Source organism: Fibrisoma limi BUZ 3 (assembly GCF_000296815.2).
GTDB lineage: Bacteria > Bacteroidota > Bacteroidia > Cytophagales > Spirosomataceae > Fibrisoma > Fibrisoma limi.
The window spans coordinates 922,533-941,285 of the sequence record NZ_CAIT01000004.1; the positions used below are offsets into that span (position 1 = coordinate 922,533).

At 54.3% G+C, this 18,753-nt stretch carries 16 protein-coding genes; 9 read left to right on the forward strand and 7 right to left on the reverse strand.

Annotated elements, in window-relative coordinates:
* Positions 1 to 42 precede the first annotated feature (42 nt).
* Genes BN8_RS04210 through BN8_RS04225 form a run of 4 tightly spaced genes read right to left on the reverse strand, consistent with a single transcriptional unit; the run spans position 43 to position 2,941 of the window.
* Positions 43 to 789: a hypothetical protein gene (locus tag BN8_RS04210; protein WP_009280557.1), complete on the reverse strand. Its 747-nt coding sequence runs from the start codon at positions 787 to 789 to the stop codon at positions 43 to 45.
* 51 nt (positions 790 to 840) lie between these two features.
* On the reverse strand, positions 841 to 1,614 hold the full coding sequence (locus BN8_RS04215; protein WP_009280558.1) for a hypothetical protein: 774 nt from the start codon (positions 1,612 to 1,614) through the stop codon (positions 841 to 843).
* Positions 1,611 to 2,363 carry an LVIVD repeat-containing protein gene (locus BN8_RS04220; RefSeq protein ID WP_009280559.1) on the reverse strand — a complete coding sequence of 251 codons (753 nt, stop codon included), beginning with the start codon at positions 2,361 to 2,363 and terminating at the stop codon, positions 1,611 to 1,613. The genes BN8_RS04215 and BN8_RS04220 overlap by 4 nt, the downstream gene beginning before the upstream one ends.
* A 26-nt stretch (positions 2,364 to 2,389) precedes the next feature.
* Complete coding sequence (locus tag BN8_RS04225; RefSeq protein ID WP_009280560.1) at positions 2,390 to 2,941, reverse strand: LVIVD repeat-containing protein; 552 nt, start codon at positions 2,939 to 2,941, stop codon at positions 2,390 to 2,392.
* 114 nt (positions 2,942 to 3,055) lie between these two features.
* Here BN8_RS04225 and BN8_RS04230 point away from each other — a divergent pair, with 114 nt between their 5' ends.
* The 3 genes from BN8_RS04230 (at position 3,056) to BN8_RS04240 (ending at position 7,620) form a co-directional block, all read left to right on the forward strand.
* A complete protein-coding gene (locus BN8_RS04230; RefSeq protein WP_009280561.1) occupies positions 3,056 to 4,642 on the forward strand; it encodes an acyl-CoA carboxylase subunit beta in 1,587 nt (528 codons plus the stop codon).
* Between the two features lie 25 nt (positions 4,643 to 4,667).
* Positions 4,668 to 5,852, forward strand: coding sequence for an aminotransferase class V-fold PLP-dependent enzyme (locus tag BN8_RS04235; protein ID WP_009280562.1), 1,185 nt, complete (start codon positions 4,668 to 4,670; stop codon positions 5,850 to 5,852).
* Between the two features lie 220 nt (positions 5,853 to 6,072).
* Positions 6,073 to 7,620 carry a family 43 glycosylhydrolase gene (locus BN8_RS04240; protein WP_009280564.1) on the forward strand — a complete coding sequence of 516 codons (1,548 nt, stop codon included), beginning with the start codon at positions 6,073 to 6,075 and terminating at the stop codon, positions 7,618 to 7,620.
* A 22-nt stretch (positions 7,621 to 7,642) separates the two neighbouring features.
* Here the strand turns inward: BN8_RS04240 and BN8_RS04245 are convergent, their stop codons facing one another.
* On the reverse strand, positions 7,643 to 8,131 hold the full coding sequence (locus BN8_RS04245) for an Lrp/AsnC family transcriptional regulator (protein ID WP_009280565.1): 489 nt from the start codon (positions 8,129 to 8,131) through the stop codon (positions 7,643 to 7,645).
* Between the two features lie 128 nt (positions 8,132 to 8,259).
* Between BN8_RS04245 and BN8_RS04250 the strand changes: the two genes are divergently transcribed.
* The gene (locus tag BN8_RS04250; RefSeq protein ID WP_009280566.1) at positions 8,260 to 9,624 is read left to right on the forward strand and encodes an MFS transporter; all 1,365 of its coding nucleotides are present in this window, start codon (positions 8,260 to 8,262) and stop codon (positions 9,622 to 9,624) included.
* A gap of 412 nt (positions 9,625 to 10,036) precedes the next feature.
* Complete coding sequence (locus BN8_RS04255) at positions 10,037 to 11,023, forward strand: aldo/keto reductase (RefSeq protein ID WP_009280568.1); 987 nt, start codon at positions 10,037 to 10,039, stop codon at positions 11,021 to 11,023.
* A 29-nt stretch (positions 11,024 to 11,052) separates the two neighbouring features.
* On the opposite strand, the gene BN8_RS04260 is transcribed toward BN8_RS04255, so the two are convergent.
* Both BN8_RS04260 and BN8_RS04265 read right to left on the reverse strand, forming a co-directional pair.
* The gene (locus BN8_RS04260; RefSeq protein ID WP_009280569.1) at positions 11,053 to 12,003 is read right to left on the reverse strand and encodes a TolB family protein; all 951 of its coding nucleotides are present in this window, start codon (positions 12,001 to 12,003) and stop codon (positions 11,053 to 11,055) included.
* Between the two features lie 90 nt (positions 12,004 to 12,093).
* Positions 12,094 to 12,966: a lysophospholipid acyltransferase family protein gene (locus BN8_RS04265; RefSeq protein ID WP_009280570.1), complete on the reverse strand. Its 873-nt coding sequence runs from the start codon at positions 12,964 to 12,966 to the stop codon at positions 12,094 to 12,096.
* A gap of 122 nt (positions 12,967 to 13,088) precedes the next feature.
* On the opposite strand from BN8_RS04265, the gene BN8_RS04270 reads away from it, so the two are divergent.
* The 4 genes from BN8_RS04270 to BN8_RS04285 all read left to right on the forward strand — a co-directional run bounded on the left by BN8_RS04270 (position 13,089) and on the right by BN8_RS04285 (position 18,741).
* On the forward strand, positions 13,089 to 13,739 hold the full coding sequence (locus tag BN8_RS04270) for a WbqC family protein (RefSeq protein WP_009280571.1): 651 nt from the start codon (positions 13,089 to 13,091) through the stop codon (positions 13,737 to 13,739).
* Positions 13,740 to 13,917: 178 nt separating this feature from the next.
* A complete protein-coding gene (locus BN8_RS04275) occupies positions 13,918 to 16,449 on the forward strand; it encodes an ATP-dependent Clp protease ATP-binding subunit (RefSeq protein WP_009280572.1) in 2,532 nt (843 codons plus the stop codon).
* A 159-nt stretch (positions 16,450 to 16,608) separates the two neighbouring features.
* Positions 16,609 to 17,802: a hypothetical protein gene (locus tag BN8_RS04280; RefSeq protein ID WP_009280573.1), complete on the forward strand. Its 1,194-nt coding sequence runs from the start codon at positions 16,609 to 16,611 to the stop codon at positions 17,800 to 17,802.
* 144 nt (positions 17,803 to 17,946) lie between these two features.
* Positions 17,947 to 18,741: a LytTR family transcriptional regulator DNA-binding domain-containing protein gene (locus tag BN8_RS04285; protein ID WP_009280574.1), complete on the forward strand. Its 795-nt coding sequence runs from the start codon at positions 17,947 to 17,949 to the stop codon at positions 18,739 to 18,741.
* Positions 18,742 to 18,753: the final 12 nt, after the last annotated feature.

Genomic DNA, 18,753 nt, shown 5'->3' on the forward strand with positions numbered 1-18,753 from the left:
TTTTACGGAAGCAACGTTTCCGGCAAAGGTCCGAAAACCGGACTAAAGCCCAAAACCTACTTTTAGTCCGGCCGTGAGGCTGGGTGTCCACTGACTTCCCTCGGTTTCGAACGACCGACCGGGGCCGCAGCCGCAGTCCATACCCATCGACGTTGGGCTGTTCCGGCGAACGTCATTGATGGCCCAGCGGACACCGGCTCCCAGGTAGATATCGAACAAGGTACGGGAGAAGGTGCGCCGGTATGGATCATAAAACGCAAACTGACGGCCGATCTTGACGTGTGTGCCTGCTACGTAGCGGCTAATCGACATCTGGCCGAGGTACCTGGGCGCCGAACTGGCCTCAATGGGTTGGTAGCTGTATTCATTTTTTGTCACGTTGATCTGCTTCGCAAATCCTTCGATGGCCCAGTAGTTGCCCAGCGGAAAGCTGCTTTTTACGGCAATTTCTTTGCGTCGGTTGGTGCGGTAACGATTGGTGTAAAAACGAACCTCACTACGCGCCCGCCAGACTTCGGCTTTCTCAAAATCTTCCAGATCGGCTTCCAGCAGGGAAAGTCCTTTCCAGCCGTACCCGAATTCCGCCTGTACCGACGTTCGTTGGCCGGTACGATATTCCAGGCCAGCCTGAAGGGTGGCGTCCTGATCCACCAGGGCCAGCGGGGCCAGCTTGATAACGGCCCGAACCGGTCGCCGAAGCGAAACGGTTGAGTCCTGAGCCGTTGCGGTGCCTATCGTTGCCAGCGTGATCAGCAGCGCGGCTAACAATATGTAGCGTGATTTTATCATGAAAAGGTACAGGTTAAGAAGTAAGCTGGCAATACCTTACAATAGTTAACATCAGAAAGCATAGCCAATCCGGAAGCCGGTTGATATGTTGGGCGTAACGAGGTAATCCAGGTTAAGGCCGTTGGTGAAACCACCCGACGAAACCCAGCGCTGGCCGGCATCGTCCGGGATCGATTCCTCGTCGTGGCTGATGGTACGTTGCCGAAAACCCAGGCCAATGTACACATCAATCAGCAGGCGACTATCCGCCGATAGGTCCAGAAATCGCTGGTGCCCAAGCTTCACATGACCGGCCCATACCGACTTCTGCACCGGCGACCGGAATCGCTGGTAATACTGGCAGGTGCCGTCTTCACAGGCCCGGCCCATCGTACCGGTTTCAAAGCTGTTGACCTGTTTATAAAACAAGTCGAACGCGACGTAGCGGCCCATCGGTTTAACAGCTACTACCCGGTTGAAAGGCGGTCGGCGCATGTGCCGTCCGCTGCCCAGATAAATGCGCCATTCGGCGCGGCCGCGCCAGGTTTCCCAGCCACCCGATTCGTTGAAGCGGCTGGACCGCCACATGTTCAGGGCGCGGGGCCCGTAGCCTACCTCAGCTAACAAGGAGTGTCGGCCGGCCAGCAACCGTTCCACCCCGACCGTAAGCGTATTTTCCAGGTCGAAAAAGGCCAGAGGAGCTACACTGACTACCCAGTGCGGACCGCGTTCCAGCGACCGGATGCGTAGGGTATCTGCACTGGCGACGTAGGGTACCTGCGCCAGAGCCGACGTAACAAAACCGGTCAGCAGACCAGCCACCAACAGCAGATGAAACCGGATCATAGCGTTGTCTCGACGGGAAGTTTGCTGATGAGTTTCAATTGCTTTGCGTCGGCATAACTGTACTGATAAATGCCGTCCTTGCCCGTTACGATGAGCCGCTGCTGCTTCGGAATAACGTCGTACGCTTTAACGTCGGTCAGGAACTGAACCTCTCTGATATCCAGCGGATTCGTAGCGTCCAGCACCCGCAGGCCATAGTCTCCCTCCGTCACGAACAGCAGATTCCCGTCGACGCCCAGCCCGTGCGGACTTCGCATGGGGTAGCTGCGCATCAGCTTTGGCGTTCGCAGGTCGGTGATATCCAGTACGTCCAGTACATTGGCCGCGACTGGATTTCGGCAGGCCGTACCACTGCGCAGCGTGACATAGGCGTAGTTCCCCTGCACCACCACCGGATCGCAGCTCAGGACGTGGTTGTATTGGGATACGAAACTCGGCTGACCGTTCGGACCGATCGCGTAGATGAACATACCCGTCTGGGTGCCGATGAACAGGTGATTGCCATACGGAAATATGGTCTCCACGCCAAAGCCCAGCTTGGTTTTCTGGCCGAGCTTCGGGTTTGTGTTCTGGGTAATGTCGTAGGCCTGTAAGCTCGTGTTGGTCACAATGTACAGGTTGTTGCCGGCCACGGTGAAGCGAGCCGTTGAGCCACCGGTGCCCGCGCCCGGCGAAACAGAGTCACTGCTGCCTTCCGAGCAGGCGTTCAGCACAACGGCGCAAAGCAGCACAAAAAGAATAGGTTTCATAAAAAACTGAAGGGTAGGTATGGAGACTATCGGAAGCACTGCGGATCGGTCACTTCAGCCCTTTCCCAGCCGATAACGAGACCTTTCTCCGGATCAGGGCACTCGAACCGCACGTTGTGCATGGGTGGGTAAGCCGCGTAGGTGAAGGCATTCTCGACCCGCTTCGCCAGCCGGACGTTGCGGGGGTTGGTGATGTTCAGCGCCACCAGATCGATGATGTTATCGACGTACAGAATACTGTCCTTGATGGCCAGTTCGCGGGCGCCGGGAATAGCAACGAATGACACCTTTGTTGGGCTGGCCGGATCGCTGTTGTCCACAATGTGAATGCCCCGACCAACGTCGTTGATGAACAGGAACTGGTCTTTGATGTAAATCTTACCCGCCGTACGAATGGGTTGCGGGTCCAGCGTTTCGACCGTTCGAACCCGGTCGTAGGTGCTGTAGATGGGCCGGTACGTTTCCCGCCGGTCGGCGCCTGGCTCGGTAGCGGGAGAGATGTAGCAGCCATCCAGACTCAGCAGGCACGTGAGCAGGAGGGCGGTTACGTATCGTCGGACAGGGTAATGGTATGGCATAGGCGCAGGAGGTTGCGGACAATTTGCAACATAGATTCAACTATATTCTAATCGGTTGGAATCGTAAAGAAAATTTAACTTTGCCTTATCGATAGTTCGACGATACCTGACTCCATGCAAACTGAAACCCGTCCTGAGACCGATCAATCCTCAACATCTCATCTGTCAAAAACCGACATGCTGGCCCGCAAAAACGTGGAGGCTGAACTCGGTGGTGGACAAAAGCGCATTGATGCGCAACACAAGAAAGGAAAACTAACCGCCCGCGAACGCATTGCGCTGCTGCTCGACGAAGGCTCGTTCGAAGAGATCGGCAAGTTCGTGATGCACCGGACCCGCGATTTTGGTCTCGACAAAGAGCATTACCTCGGCGACGGCGTCGTGACCGGCTACGGCACCATCGACGGACGATTAGTCTACGTATTTGCTCAGGATTTTACGGTCTTCGGCGGGGCTCTTTCCGAAACTCATGCCGAGAAGATTTGTAAAGTGATGGACCTGGCCATGAAAAACGGTGCGCCCGTAATCGGTCTGAACGACTCGGGTGGAGCCCGGATTCAGGAAGGCGTATTGTCGCTGGCGGGGTACGCTGATATCTTCTACCGCAATACGTTAGCTTCGGGCGTAATACCGCAGTTATCGGCCATCATGGGTCCCTGTGCGGGCGGTGCCGTGTACTCACCGGCCATTACGGACTTCATCTTCATGGTCGAGAATACGTCATATATGTTCGTGACCGGCCCGAACGTGGTCAAGACCGTGACGCACGAAGAAGTGACCGCCGAAGAACTTGGTGGGGCCAGTACGCACAGTACGAAGTCGGGCGTTACGCACTTTGCCTGCGAGAACGAACTGGCCTGTATCCAGCACATCAAGCAACTGCTGAGCTACATTCCGCAGAACTGCGAAGACGAGCCGCCAATGCTGCCCTACGAGCCGCAGGACGAAAGCCGCCCGAACCTGAATACCCTCATTCCCGACAACCCCAACCAGCCGTACGACATGCGCGAGGTGATCGACGAGCTGGTCGATGCGGGGACATTCCTGGAAGTACATAAGAATTTTGCGGAAAATATCGTCGTTGGTTTCGCCCGGATCGGCGGACGTAGTATTGGCGTGGTTGGTAACCAGCCGGCGGTGCTGGCCGGGGTGCTGGACATTAACGCCAGCACGAAAGCCGCCCGGTTCGTGCGGTTCTGCGACTCGTTCAACGTACCGCTGCTGGTGCTGGAGGATGTGCCCGGCTTCCTGCCCGGCACCGATCAGGAGTGGAACGCCATCATCACCAACGGGGCCAAACTGCTGTATGCCTTCTGCGAAGCGACGGTTCCCCGCGTAACGGTCATTACCCGCAAAGCCTACGGTGGTGCCTACGACGTCATGAACTCCAAGCACATCGGCGCGGACATGAACTACGCCTGGCCGAGTGCCGAAATCGCCGTAATGGGAGCCAGCGGAGCCGCCGAAATCATTTTCAAACGCGAAATTGCCGAAGCGGAAGACCCACAGGCCAAGCTTCAGGAGAAGGTGCAGGAATACACCGAGAAGTTTGCCAACCCGTATCGGGCCGCGCACCGGGGCTACATCGATGAGGTCATCTACCCCGACCAGACCCGCCAGAAACTAATCCGGGCGTTCAGGATGCTGGAGAACAAAGTCGCGAGCCTGCCCAAGAAAAAGCACGGGAACATTCCGTTGTGATTAATTGATTGGTAAACCTATCCGAATGCTTCAGCAACAAACCCAACTTGTTTGCCAGAAAGAGCGCTTTGCCCTACCTGACCATACGCATTACATCAACTGTGCTACCCGTGGGCCGTTCAGCCGGTCGGTGGAGCAGGCGGGTGTGGAAGCGATCCGGCGACAAACGAATCCGTTTGGCATAACTGCCCACGACTTTCTTTCGGCGTCTACGCGGTCGAAGGCGCTGTTTTCGCAACTCATCCATAACCCCGACCCCGAGCGGGTGGCCGTTATACCATCCGTGTCGTATGGCATGGCCGTTGTGGCCCGAAACCTGCCGCGCAAGCCGGGCATCGCTCGTGGACAACGTATTATATTGATCGATAGTGAGTTCCCCAGTGATGTTTATGCGTGGCAGCGGGTGAGCGACGAACTGGGTCTGCATATCCACACCGTACAGATGCCGGACCGGTTTCCGCTGGGTGCCGAGTGGAATCAACGCATTCTGGAAGCGATTGACACCAACACTGCCCTGGTTGTGGTGCCGCCTGTGCACTGGATGTACGGCATCCGGTTCGGACTCGAGGCCATTGGGCAACGGGCCCGGGACGTAGGCGCCTGGCTGGCCGTCGATGGGACTCAGTCTGTTGGGGCGATGCCGTTCGATTGTGAGCAGATTCAGCCCGATGCGCTGATTTGTGCGGGGTATAAATGGTTGATGGGACCCTACTCGTCGGGCTTTGCCTATTTCAGCGACGCGTTTGACGATGGCATTCCGCTCGAAGAAAACTGGATGGCCCGTATTGATAGCGACCAGTTTCATCGCCTGACCGACTACCAGCCAACGTATCGTCCGAAGGCATATCGGTATAACATGGGCGAACAAAGCCATTTCATCCACTCACCGATGATGGAAGCGGCCCTGGCGCAGCTTCTGGAGTGGCAGCCCGACCGGATTCAGGACTATTGCCGAACATTATTGGCCGATTCGCTAACCGATTGGCAGGAATTGGGTTGTCAGATCGAACCGGAAACCGGACGAAGCCATCACCTCGTGGGCGTTTGGCTGCCGCAGCAGGCCGAACCGCTGGCGATTCAGCAGGCGCTGCTGAAACGGAACGTATCGGTGTCGGTGCGGGCCCGGGCGTTACGTATTTCTCCGAATGTCTACAACGATGAGCGCGACGTAGTGGCCCTGACCGATGCGCTGAAACAGGCTTTGACGTAATCACAGAAATCGCAACGTTATGACAAATGACCTTCCTCCCAAAAAGCCGGCTAGTCTGGTCAAAACCATACTCATTGGCTCAATCATCATTTTCGGACTGGCCTTATTGGTGGGGCTGATGGCTACGTTCTTTGCCTAACGTTTGGATTGAGACGCTTCCTTCAGCAAATCATTTGATATATCTTTTTTGCCCTACCCGTTAAATGGGGCCAGTTTTACCATGAATAGTTTTCGGAAATCCATTTGCTACGGCATCCTTTGTTTTGCTTTCCTGACCTGTAAAAGCTCGGCACCATCCGGTGGCATCAGCCGACAGGCGGAGGCTATTCAATCGCCAACGGTAGTAATACCCGGCGATTACCCCGACCCGTCGGTGGCCAAAATTGGCAACGCCTACTGGGCTACGGCCACCTCGTCGAACTGGTTCCCGGCCTATCCGCTGTTAAAATCCAACGATCTTATTCACTGGGAAACCAAAGGCTTTGTATTCGAAAAGAAACCGGATTGGGCCGATTATTACTTCTGGGCTCCCGAGATCGCCCCCGAGAATGGGAGGGTGTACATCTACTATACGGCTCACAAAAAAGACGGCAATCTGTGCGTAGGTGTGGCCAGTGCGGATAAACCCGAAGGCCCGTACCGCGATCATGGCCCACTGGTTTGTCAGAAAGACGGGTCAATCGACGGCTTTCCCATGCGCGACGAAAATGGCAGGCTGTACCTGATCTGGAAAGAAGATGGTAACAGTGTTAACCAGCCGACGCCTATCTGGGCTCAGCCACTCAATGAGGAACGTACCGCCCTGACCGGTGAAAAAAAGGAGTTGTTTCGCAACGATGCTCCGTGGGAAGCGAATCTGGTCGAGGGGGTGTCGATGATACGGCACGGTGACTATTACTACGCCATATATGCGGCTGCCGGTTGCTGCGGCAGCGCCTGTACTTACGGCACCGGTGTCGCCCGCGCGAAAAGCCTGCTCGGACCCTGGGAGAAATACAGGCAAAACCCCATTCTGACGGCTGAGCCGCTCTGGAAATGTCCGGGACACGGTACACCCATTGAGAAGGACGGCCGCCACTATTTTCTGTACCATGCCTACAGCGAGCAGGGAGGCATATTTGTCGGCCGACAGGCGTTGTTGCGGGAGTTTCGTTTCACCGACGATGGCTGGATTGCGTTTGAACGTAACGCAACACCGGCTGCCTCGGTAGCTGGCCAGTTCAGGGACGATTTCAACAGTAGTGAATTGTCAACGGCGTGGAACTGGTCGGTATTCCGCCAGCCCGTTATTCAGGTGCGGAAAGGCCAGTTGCAGCTAACCGCGCAGCCCGACAAGTTCGGTGATTATATCGGTCACCGCACTCTATCGCCTAACTATACGGCTCAGGCTGTCGTCGTGCCTCAGGCAAACGGTCCCCAAACTGGATTGGCCATCATCGGCGACGATAACAACGCCATTGGCGTTTCCGCGCAGGACGGACAGGTACGGGTATGGAGGCTCGAAAAAGGGAAAGAACAGTCGCTGGGGACGGCCCAGGCTGGCAACACGTCGGCTATAACGCTGCTGGCGAAAGTCGAGAATGGCAGCCGTATTTCGTTCTCGTACAGTACGGACAACGGCAAGTCATTCACACCCGTGGGTGATCGTTCCATCGATGGAACGTATCTGCCGCCCTGGGATCGGGCCCTGCGTGTTGGCTTAACGGCAAAAGGAACGACCAGCCAGACCGCTCAGTTCGATAGCTTTTCGTTGAACTCAGGATTATAACCCAAACGCTGGGTTGCAGCGGTCACAGTACTGAGTGGGTGTCTTTGATGATATCCATAATGAACACGCTCTGGGCTTTCCCGATGCCTTTCACCTCGCCGAGGTAATTGATGAAAAAGTCGTGGTACGTCTCCATGTTCTCCGTAATGATCTTGAGCATGAAGTCGTATTCACCGGCAATATTATAGCACTCGACCACTTCCTTGAACTGGGTGATACCGCTCACGAACGCGTGGGCGGTTTGTTTATCGTGTTCCTTCAACGACACCAGACACAGTACCATCAATTTGCGGTTTACTTTTCGGTTGTCAAGCAGGGCTACGTACTGCCGGATGACTCCCTGCTGTTCGAGTCGTTTAATGCGCTCATGGGTAGGCGTGGGGCTAAGGTGAACCCGCGCTGCCACTTCGCGTACGGTCAGTTTTGCGTTGTCCTGTAGCAGCCGTAAGATTTGAAAATCCTTCTCATCTAATGCAAATAGAGTTGACTTATCTTGTTCTGGAATGGCCATAAGGAAAGCGTTGATTTATTAGTTTGTTCTACAGGTCTGTCAATATTAACGTATCTGTTCTAAAAAATGAATACTTCTTTTTTGTTTTTGCTATGATTTAGTCCTTTGCGTAAAACAAAGTGTGTTATATGCAGGAAGGAACAAGGCAATCGTTTATTCTGATTATCACGTCCATTAGTATCTTTTTTGAGGCTCTGGACATCGCCATCATCAACCTGACGATGCCCCTCATACAGACCTCATTCGGGCTATCGGCTAACACGGTGCAATGGCTGCAAACGCTTTACGTACTGCTTTATGGCGGGTTGCTGATCGTCGGTGGGCGGCTGTCCGATACGGTAGGCCGCAAACGTATTTTTCTGGCGGCTTCGGGCTTGTTCCTGCTTACCTCGTTCGGTGCTGGTCTATCAACTACATTTAACAGTTTGCTCGCCTTCCGGGCCTTACAGGGCGTAGCGGCTGCGTTGCTTATGCCCGCTGCCCTATCGATCGTTACCAATACCTACACCGATACACAGGCCCGTGGCCGGGCCATTGGGGTTTTTAGCTCATTTGCCGCCATCGGATCGGGCAGTGGGTTGTCGGTCGGTGGGCTGATTGCTTCATCGTTCGGCTGGCAGTGGGTGTTTTTTATCAATGTCCCGGTCATCCTGCTCTGCATGGTGCTGGCCTACCGCTACATTCCCGGTGATAGGGAAACCTCTACATCCATTCCTGATCTTAGTTCGGGCCTGCTCCTGACGCTGCTCATTACGGCCCTGTCGTACATCGTTCATGAACTGGGCAACTGGCGCACCCAGGGTGGGTGGCTGGTGCTGCTGACGGCCTTCGTGGTGCTGGGTACCCGGGAGTTCCTGCGACGTAATGCCGCCCAGCCCGATCCCCTGATTCGGTTTGCGGTATTGCGGCAATCAACCCTGGCCATCGGCGAGATGCTGCTGTTAGGGGCGATCTTCACCAGTTACCTGTTTCTGATTTCACTGGTGTTGCAGAAAGACCGGCAGCTCAGCGCGGCTCAGGCTGGCCTCTTACTCCTGCCGTTTAGTGTGCTATCGGCGCTGACTGGTAAATTTCTCATGCCATTTCTGCTGAAACGTCTGTCGGTGCGCCGAATCGCCCGGCTGGGTATGTTGTCTATGCTGCTGGGCACTGGCCTACTGCTATGGCAAACTCAATTCGCGCCTGATAACGTAGGCTTGTTACTGGGCTCCATTGCCTGCGTCAACGGGTTTGGTATTGCACTCTGTTTTTCGGCGCTGACGGTGTTGTCGTTGCAGCCGGTGCCCGAAGCGTACCACGGACTGGCATCCGGCGTGGGCACTACGTCCTACTTCGTTGGGGGAGGGTTGGGGTTGTCTTTACTGTCCTTGTTTCTGAGCCAGCCAGCTACCGGAGGCAGTGGGATTGGTAGTGTGCCGCTGGCAATCCTTGGCGCTTATGCCGCTATCGGTGTTTTGGGACTGGTGGGCGCTCCTAAAGTGAGAGTTTTGTAAGTAAAAGGCTTCGATTACCCCAAGCTCCTTGAGGGGTTGGAAGTAGTCATACGCGGTACCAATGTGAAACTAGTATTAATTGGTTCGCTCGATAGGCAATCAGCTCAGCGGCTTTTTTTAAAATAAAATTTGCCCGCTATCACATGGTCTTCTTGACTACTACGGTTACGTTTGTGCAGATGCTGGTTGTGCTTTAGGTGCTGCCGCTGCAATGATATTGGATTAACAATGACAACGAACCGCTCACAGAAACCCGGTAGCCTGCTGCGAACCATTCTGGTTGGTCTGCTGATCATCTTCGGCCTGGCGTTGATCGTGGGGCTTATGGCAACGTTCTTTCCGTAAATCGGCCGAACAGAAACGCACCGTTTGTGTTCAACCAGTTCAGCACGTTCGTAACAACTCAATTCCTATGCAATTCCGAAAACTCGGCAAAACCGGTTTTACCATATCCGAAATCAGTTTAGGCACCTGGCAGGTAGGTGGCAAATGGGGCGATCCTTTCAGCCACGAAAACGCCGACCGCATTCTCAACGATGCCGTTGACGCGGGCATTAATTTCATCGACACCGCTGATGTGTACGGCGATGGCGAAAGCGAAAAAGCCGTTGGCCGACTCGTGCGCTCGCGGTCAGAACGTATTTATGTAGCCACCAAATGCGGTCGCCGGTTGCAGCCTCACGTCAACGAAGCATATCAACCCGAGGTCCTGCGCCGTTTCATAGAGGATAGCCTGCGCAACATGGGCCTGGAGACGCTGGATCTGATCCAACTGCACTGCCCACCAACGGAGGTGTACTACCGCCCCGAGATTTTCGAATTGTTCGACCGCCTGAAAGAAGAAGGAAAAATTCAGTATATGGGCGTTAGTGTCGAGAAGGTAGAGGAAGCGCTCAAAGCCATTGAGTACCCCAACGTGTGCAGCGTTCAGATTATCTTCAACATGTTTCGGCAACGGCCCGCTGAGTTGTTCTTTCCGGAAGCGAAACGTCGGGACATCGGTATCATCGTTCGCGTACCGCTGGCGAGTGGATTGCTAACGGGTAAGTTCGACCGGAACACAACCTTCTCAAAAGATGATCACCGGAACTTTAACCGCAACGGCGCGGCCTTCGACAAGGGTGAAACTTTCTCGGGCGTAGAGTACGAAAGGGGCCTGGCTGCCGTGGATCAGCTACGTACCGTTTTCCCGGGCGACGATAACCTGGCTCCCGATGCATTGCGGTGGATCTTGACGTTCGATGCCGTAAGCTGTATCATCCCCGGTGCGTCGAAACCCGACCACCTGACGTCCAATTTGCAGGCGCTTGAGCGGCCGGCTCCTTCGGCAGAACAGATGCAGGCCGTAACCAGTATCTACGACGAATACATCAGAAATCCGGTGCATTATTTGTGGTAGACTGTCGTTGCGTGCTGATTGATAGCGCCTTACTTTTTTGCCAGGGGCTTCCATTCGGCGCGGCTACCGTCCATGGCGCAGTGGTAGTGCAGGACCTCCAGCAGTTGCGCGTCGGTGCCATCAGCTTTGACCAGCCAGACCGGGCGTTTGTCGGCTTCTTTTTCCTGGTACGTCTTTTCGCGCTTTTGGGCGTCGCGCCAGTAGGCTTCCTCCGTTACGCGGAAGGTCAGGTATTGATTATCCGGCGAAAAGGCGGGGGAGCTACTGATTTTCTTCAGATGGGTGATTTGCTTGAGGTCACTACCGTCGGCGTTGCATACAAAAATTTCGGCGTAGTCGCCAGCCTGTCCCGAAAAAGCAATCATCTTGCCGTCGTGCGACCAGACCGGCGCAATGCCCCCAATCTGGCTTTCATTCGGGATGATCTGTTTCCGGTTCGATCCATCAGCGTTCATGACCCACACCCCGAAGCCATTGGTGCCCTGCTGCGTGTACACGATCTGTTTCCCGTCGGGCGAGATGTTGCCGTCGCGGCCCTGCGCCATGGCTTTCATGTCCTTACCATTGGGCCGAATCCGGTAAATCTGGCTGCTGTTGCCTTCGTTGAAGTAAATGTACTGACCATCGGCCGTGAAGCAGGGCCAGTACGCTACCGAACCGGCGGGCAAATGGGTTAACGCCTGAGCCCGACTGCCATCGGCGTTGGCAATGTACAGGTCAAAGGTTTTGCCATCACCCCGGTTGGAGGTAAACACAATCATTTTCCCATCCGGTGACCAGGCCGGGTAGCGTTCTTCTGACTGAGGAGCATTCGTCAGATTGATGGATGTGCCTGATACGGGATCGACCGCGAAGATGTCCGTATTACCGGTGCGTACGGATGTGATCAGCAGGGTGCGGCCGGTCGTGGCCGGTATAGGCTGGCTAAGTCCGGCATAAAAACCGAAGAGGGGCAGCGTGGTAAGAACGACAGTTTTCATAAGGTTTAGGGCAGCGAATTAGCCTGTCAAACTACCAAATTTTTGACAATGATTCCATAGGCGTGGTGTCATCACTACGGACGGGAACCACTACGTTAGCTTGGTTTCAATCTTCGTGTATTTGCCCCGCCAGTGTTTCCAGCGCTTGTGCGACCAGAGCCAGTCCGATGGGTGGTTCTGAATGGTATTGGTAAGGGCGTCGCGGTACCGATCGAGAATTCTTCCTTCCGGCAGATCTGTGTACGGAGGATCGCCGATGAGCGTAAACGTAACTTCATAATACCCGCGCCGAACCCGCACCAGTTCAGTGTAAAAAACCGGCAGGTTCCGGCTGCGGGCCAGGCGTTCGGAGCCGGGGTAGAACGGTGTGTCGCGGTGCAGGAAATCAATCCAGTAGGCATGTTCAGGCTGATCCGGCACCTGATCGGCTACCAGCGCAATAATTCGTGGCACGTCCTTCTGAGCGACCATCCGGCGGGGGAGGGTATTCATCGGTACCGGCACCGCGCCAAAACTTGACCGAATCGAGCGCATCAGCTCTTCAAAGAAAGGGCTGTTCAGGGGTTTGTAAATGCTGTCGGTCGGCATCCCGTACAGTACGGACGCCGACGGAATCCATTCCCAGTTGCTTTGATGGGACGCCATCCCGATCACCGCCTGACCCGCGTCCAGCCGATCTTTGACAAGGTCAATGTTCGTAAACTGGACACGGCGTTTCAGGTCAGCCGGGGAGAGAGTCGGCATTTTGATTGTTTCGACCAGCAGATCGGTTAGGTTCCGGTAAAATCGTCGGGCGATCTGCTGCCGCTCACGGTCCGACCGTTCGGGGAAAGACAGACGTAAGTTTTCATCAACGACACGCCGGCGGTACCGGATAACATACAGCAGTAAAAAGTACAAGAAATTGGAAATTCCATACAAGATACTGAGCGGCAGACGGGATAAGAGTCGGAAAAAGATCATTCGCAAAAAGATAGACGACAACTAGGTAGAATTCGTTATACGTACGAAAACACCCTTTAATTAAAATTTGGCAAAAACCGTTGGCGGTATTGTTTTTTTACGTTAATTGGTGACGGATACGTTTGTTATTATTGGAAAAGTACCAACCGGCTCCTCCTGTACCAACCCAACTTCTCATTGAGCTGCATTACCTGCCCTGTCTGGATTACATGACGGGTCTTTTTCAGTACGATGAAGTACGGATCGAAGCCGCCGAACATTATCAGAAGCAAAGTTACAGAAATCGCTGCTACGTCCTGACGGCAAACAAGGTGGATGCACTCACGGTACCGGTGCAGCAGGGTACGCACAAGCAACTCATTCGCGATGTGCGAGTGGACAATGGTCAGTCCTGGCAGGATCGGCATTGGCGGTGCCTGCAGGCGGCTTACGGTAAAGCTCCGTTTTTTGAGTACTACGCGCCCTACTTTGAACCGGTCTATCGGAAAAGCTGGACGTATTTGTTTGATCTGAACTGGGAACTGCTGACAATTTGTCTGAAACTACTTGGTCGTTCACCGGCTATTAACCTGACAGATTGGTACGACAAGGAACCGCCGGCCGGCATTTTTGACGCTCGGTCGCGGATACATCCACCGAACCAGGTAATTACGTACGTATTCCATCACGCAGCGCCCTACGAGCAGAACTTTGGCCGGGAATTTGTACCAAACCTGAGCATACTTGATTTATTATTTTGTCAGGGGCCGCGCGCGGTGGAATGGTTAACGTAATTTATTTGTTATTTACATGGGCGGTCGTTTGATTGATTTGGCTTATCACCTTTGCCGGCGAATAAACTGAAAACACATCACGCAATCCACCAACTGACCAACCCTTAAACCGGGTGAACAAAACCTGAAAATACTTCGTTAAGCCATTATTACGCTTACGATAGGAGACCCAAAGCGAATGGAAGCAAAATTCTCAAACCGCGTCAAGGAAGTGATCTCGCTGAGCCGGGAAGAAGCCTTACGCCTGGGCCACGACTACATCGGCACGGAGCACCTGCTGCTGGGTATGATCCGCGAGGGCGAAGGGGTAGCCGTGGGGCTGCTGAAAAAACTGGGCATCTCGCTGGATGAACTCCGCATTACCATTGAACAAGCCACTAAAGGAACGGCCACCAATAACGTTAAAAATCTGGCCAATATCCCGCTGACCCGTCAGTCGGAGAAGACCCTGAAGATTACGTATCTGGAAGCTAAAATCTTTAAGAGCCCACTCATTGGTACGGAGCACCTGCTGTTGTCAATTCTGCGCGACGAAGATAACGTGGCGACGCAGATTCTGAATAAGTTCAACGTTAATTATGAGGTGATCAAGGAGATGCTGGAATATCAATCTTCGGGAAGCCGTCCGGTGATGGGCCCCGAAACCGACGACGACGACAACGACCGTGGCATGTTCGGTGGCAGTGGCAGCTCCAGCTCAGGCAAAGATCCGAAAGGCTCCGAAAAGTCTCGGACCCCGGTGCTGGATAACTTCGGCCGTGACTTGACCAAGCTTGCTGAACTTGGCAAACTTGACCCCATTGTTGGTCGCGAAAAAGAAATTGAACGCGTTGCTCAGATTCTGAGCCGCCGGAAGAAAAATAACCCGATCCTGATCGGCGAACCGGGTGTTGGTAAAACGGCCATCGCCGAGGGCCTGGCGCTGCGCATAGTGCAGAAGAAGGTGTCGCGGGTGCTGTTCGGCAAACGCGTAGTTACGCTCGACCTGGCGTCGCTCGTGGCTGGTACCAAATACCGTGGCCAGTTCGAAGAGCGGATGAAGGCCGTCATGAATGAACTGGAAAAATCACCCGAGGTGATTCTGTTCATTGACGAATTGCACACCATCGTCGGCGCAGGTGGCGCTTCTGGTTCACTCGACGCATCGAATATGTTCAAGCCGGCTCTGGCCCGGGGCGACATTCAATGCATCGGTGCCACGACGCTGGATGAGTATCGTCAGTACATCGAGAAAGATGGTGCGCTGGCCCGTCGTTTCCAGATGGTGATGGTTGACGCTACGTCGATCGATGAAACCATCGAGATTCTGAATAACATCAAGGATAAGTACGAAGACCACCACCACGTCAACTACACGCCACAGGCAGTTGAAGCGGCCGTGAAGCTGTCGGAGCGTTACATCTCCGACCGGTTCCTGCCCGATAAGGCCATCGACGTACTGGACGAAGTGGGCGCCCGCGTACACATCTCCAACATTACCGTTCCTGAAGATATTCTGAAGCTTGAAGAGCAGATCGAGAATATCAAGAAGGAAAAGAACCAGGTTGTCAAGAGCCAGAAGTACGAAGAGGCAGCTCAGCTCCGCGACAAGGAGAAGCGCCTGATCGACCAGCTCGAACGCGCCAAGCAGGCCTGGGAAGAAGATACCAAGAAGCGTCGCTACACGGTCAACGAAGAAAACGTAGCCGAAGTAGTAGCGATGATGACGGGTATCCCGGTCAACAGCGTATCGCTCGATGAAGGTCGCAAGCTGATCAACATGGGCGAAGAACTGAAAGGCAAAGTAATCGGTCAGCAGTCGGCGATCGACAAGCTGGTGAAAGCCATTCAGCGGACGCGGGTTGGTCTGAAAGATCCGAAGAAACCGATTGGTTCGTTCATCTTCCTCGGCCCAACCGGGGTTGGTAAGACGGAACTGGCCAAAGTGCTGGCGACGTACCTGTTCGACAAGGAAGATGCGCTGGTGCGGATCGACATGTCGGAGTACATGGAGAAGTTTAGTGTTAGCCGACTGGTCGGCGCTCCTCCGGGCTACGTTGGTTATGAAGAAGGTGGTCAGTTGACCGAGAAGATTCGCCGGAAGCCGTACTCAGTCGTACTGCTTGACGAGATCGAGAAGGCGCACCCGGATGTGTTCAACATCCTCCTGCAAGTGCTCGACGACGGTATCCTGACCGATGGTCTGGGTCGCCGGGTGGATTTCCGGAACACGATCATCATCATGACGTCGAATATTGGCGTACGTGACCTGAAAGATTTTGGCTCTGGCATAGGTTTTGCTACCCGCAACAAGGCTGAGAACCAGGACGAACTGATGAAGACCACGATTCAGAACGCCCTGCGGAAAGCTTTCTCGCCGGAGTTCCTGAACCGTCTGGACGATGTGATTGTGTTCAACTCGCTGCAGCGCGAAGACATCCACAAAATCATCGACCTCATGTTGGGCAAGCTGCTGGGCCGCGTAACTAACCTGGGCTACAAAGTCGAGCTGACCGACAAAGCAAAAGACTTCCTGTCGGACAAAGGCTACGATCCGCAGTATGGTGCCCGTCCGCTGAGCCGCGCCATCCAGCGCTACCTCGAGGACCCCGTTGCCGAAGAAATCCTGAAAGGTGAACTGAAGGAAGGCGACGTGATTCTGGCGGATTATGACGGTAACGGCGAGTCGCTGACGATCTCGGTTAAGAAACCGGAAGCCGTGGTAGAATAAGATTTATCGCCATACAATAAATACGAAGGAGCCGAACCATGTGTTCGGCTCCTTTTTTGTTGGAAATCATTGTGAATAAGTGGCTTAGCGTTTCAGTAACTTGGCAGGCAATGAATGGGGTTCAGGATGGTAGGATCAACGTAGTGGAGTTTCTCGTTCATGAAAGCATTAGCTTATTTACGTATTTGGGCGCTTTGTGCGGTCTGCCCGGGTGTGCAGGCGCAAACCGAAAAGGGCAATGGTTTCTGGACAGGCGGCCTGGGTGGGCAATTGGCTACGTCACGCCAGTACCAGGACAACGCTTCTGACCTGGCCATGCAGTTGTTTGCAGGCCGGGGTGTATTCGTGCGAAAAAATTTCCTGTTAGGGGCGGAGGTGACAGCGGAGCTGAGCAAGGCGAGTACGAAGGCCGGCTTCAACTTCGACACCCGGAATAGTCGGTTCGATAGTAAACTCTCCCTAACACCGTTTGCCCGGCGTTATTGGGGACCACCTTCCGGCAACCGGTCGTTCAACTGGCGGGTCTATCTCGGAGTCGGGCTGTCGGGCGATTGGGAGCGGGGTGTGTCCCGATCGCAGGCAACTACGCAGCGTTTCTCACAAACCCGCGAAAATCGGTTCTTTCTATCACCTGAGCTACAGGCCGGCTTTATCTATTACATTACCAACTACTGGGGTATTGAAGCCATTACCCGGTCAAACACCTTTCCGCTTACCGTCACCAATCTGGGCGTGGGGCTTATTGCCACAACAGGGCGGCCACCCTCCCGGCCCATGGAGAACCCCGTATTTCCGCCGAACCAGTTTGTGCGGTCAAACTGGCTGGTGGCCGGGGGCTTTGAACTGACCACCAGCAATCGAAAACTTATTACCAGCCGGAACGTAGCGGATGTGTTCAGGGAAGAAATGGGGCGGGGTTTTTCGATAAATCCATCCATTGGCTATCTTGTCAATACGCGGCTGGTTGTGGGGGTTGCTACGCCGGTAGCCTATAGTAAACTTACGGACCAGTACCTCGGCGGACTGGATCAGCAATCGGTGCGGTCGGAGCGGTGGACGGTAGGCGTTCATCCGTTCGTGAAGCAGTATTTCAGCAACCGTCGGCTTACCCCGTATGCAGCCGCTGAATTAGCCTGGGAGTGGACCGACGACTCGTTCGTGACGGATACGTACCGGGGGCAGTTGAGCGCCGGATTGGCTTACCTGATCGGTACGCGGTTTATCTTGGAGGGAGAAATAATGAGCCTGGCCGGAGGGTGGGTACGGACCCGAAACGATGACCGCATACAAACTTTTGGAAAAGTAGGGGCTACTTTACGACCGGGTTTTACTATATCCTATGTATTTTTATAACAAAAACACTTATGTCGGTCGGCTATGTAGCCGAAAGCCTGGACTGGAAGGCCATTGGTTGGTTGATGAGCAGTCAATCTGAGTCTGTGATTCCCGCTTGCTTACCAGTTACGACAGGTTCGGTGAACGTTATGAAAACTTCGTATGAGTACAGTTCGGAAAATCCTTCAGCACCCGTTTTTAATTAATTATCTGTCCGGGGCAAATAACTACTCGTGGGTGTACTACAGAAATGGCGAGAAAGAGCTGGCGGCCAAGTCGCTGAATTTTTTTGAAGTCAACCTGCCCACGTTTATCCGCGTCCATAAAACGGCCCTGGTCAATCCCCAATGCGTTGAATCGGCTCAGGCTCCCCCACGGCCAAAAATGGCGGGCTCTGTCCAGTTAACCGACGGAACAACGCTTCCGGTAAGCCGCCGACGGTGGAATCAGGTAATCGACGTATTGCAAACCTCTTTGGTGGAGGCTGATTTGGTGCCGGCCGGGGACGATGAGGACTTCAATTCCACTCAGCAGGACGACTACGCCACGGAGCGGTCGGTGGTGGTCATCAGCGACGATATGCCCAACATGCAGTTGCTTCAGCAGTTGCTGGATGAGAAGTGGGGGCAGTATAACCTGCATGTATTAGATCAGGGCAGTATTTTGCCCGAGATGCTGGAGTTCACGGCTGAGGATGAGCTACCCGTGTTGATTCTGATCGATGCGCGTACGTCGAAAATGGACAGAGTCAGAACGTTGCGCCGGTTGAAAGAAAACTCCCGGCTTGCCGCTATTCCCGTTGTGATGCTGGTTTTGCCGGCAAGCCAGGAGGTGGAGCAGGCCTATACGCTACATGCCAATTCGGTTGTATCGGTTACGAACGATAACAGTCGGCTGGTCCAAACGCTCGAACGGCTGTGCGATTACTGGTTTTCGACGGTTGCACTGGTTCATTGAGGGGAGGCACCC

What these genes read in the sequence shown, in the direction of transcription:
- BN8_RS04210 (WP_009280557.1), bottom strand. Translation starts at nt 789, where the DNA reads ATGATAAAATCACGCTACATATTGTTAGCCGCGCTGCTGATCACGCTG.
- BN8_RS04215 (WP_009280558.1), bottom strand. Translation starts at nt 1,614, where the DNA reads ATGATCCGGTTTCATCTGCTGTTGGTGGCTGGTCTGCTGACCGGTTTT.
- BN8_RS04220 (WP_009280559.1), bottom strand. Translation starts at nt 2,363, where the DNA reads ATGAAACCTATTCTTTTTGTGCTGCTTTGCGCCGTTGTGCTGAACGCC.
- BN8_RS04225 (WP_009280560.1), bottom strand. Translation starts at nt 2,941, where the DNA reads ATGCCATACCATTACCCTGTCCGACGATACGTAACCGCCCTCCTGCTC.
- BN8_RS04230 (WP_009280561.1), top strand. Translation starts at nt 3,056, where the DNA reads ATGCAAACTGAAACCCGTCCTGAGACCGATCAATCCTCAACATCTCAT.
- BN8_RS04235 (WP_009280562.1), top strand. Translation starts at nt 4,668, where the DNA reads ATGCTTCAGCAACAAACCCAACTTGTTTGCCAGAAAGAGCGCTTTGCC.
- BN8_RS04240 (WP_009280564.1), top strand. Translation starts at nt 6,073, where the DNA reads ATGAATAGTTTTCGGAAATCCATTTGCTACGGCATCCTTTGTTTTGCT.
- BN8_RS04245 (WP_009280565.1), bottom strand. Translation starts at nt 8,131, where the DNA reads ATGGCCATTCCAGAACAAGATAAGTCAACTCTATTTGCATTAGATGAG.
- BN8_RS04250 (WP_009280566.1), top strand. Translation starts at nt 8,260, where the DNA reads ATGCAGGAAGGAACAAGGCAATCGTTTATTCTGATTATCACGTCCATT.
- BN8_RS04255 (WP_009280568.1), top strand. Translation starts at nt 10,037, where the DNA reads ATGCAATTCCGAAAACTCGGCAAAACCGGTTTTACCATATCCGAAATC.
- BN8_RS04260 (WP_009280569.1), bottom strand. Translation starts at nt 12,003, where the DNA reads ATGAAAACTGTCGTTCTTACCACGCTGCCCCTCTTCGGTTTTTATGCC.
- BN8_RS04265 (WP_009280570.1), bottom strand. Translation starts at nt 12,966, where the DNA reads ATGATCTTTTTCCGACTCTTATCCCGTCTGCCGCTCAGTATCTTGTAT.
- BN8_RS04275 (WP_009280572.1), top strand. Translation starts at nt 13,918, where the DNA reads ATGGAAGCAAAATTCTCAAACCGCGTCAAGGAAGTGATCTCGCTGAGC.
- BN8_RS04280 (WP_009280573.1), top strand. Translation starts at nt 16,609, where the DNA reads ATGAAAGCATTAGCTTATTTACGTATTTGGGCGCTTTGTGCGGTCTGC.
- BN8_RS04285 (WP_009280574.1), top strand. Translation starts at nt 17,947, where the DNA reads ATGAGTACAGTTCGGAAAATCCTTCAGCACCCGTTTTTAATTAATTAT.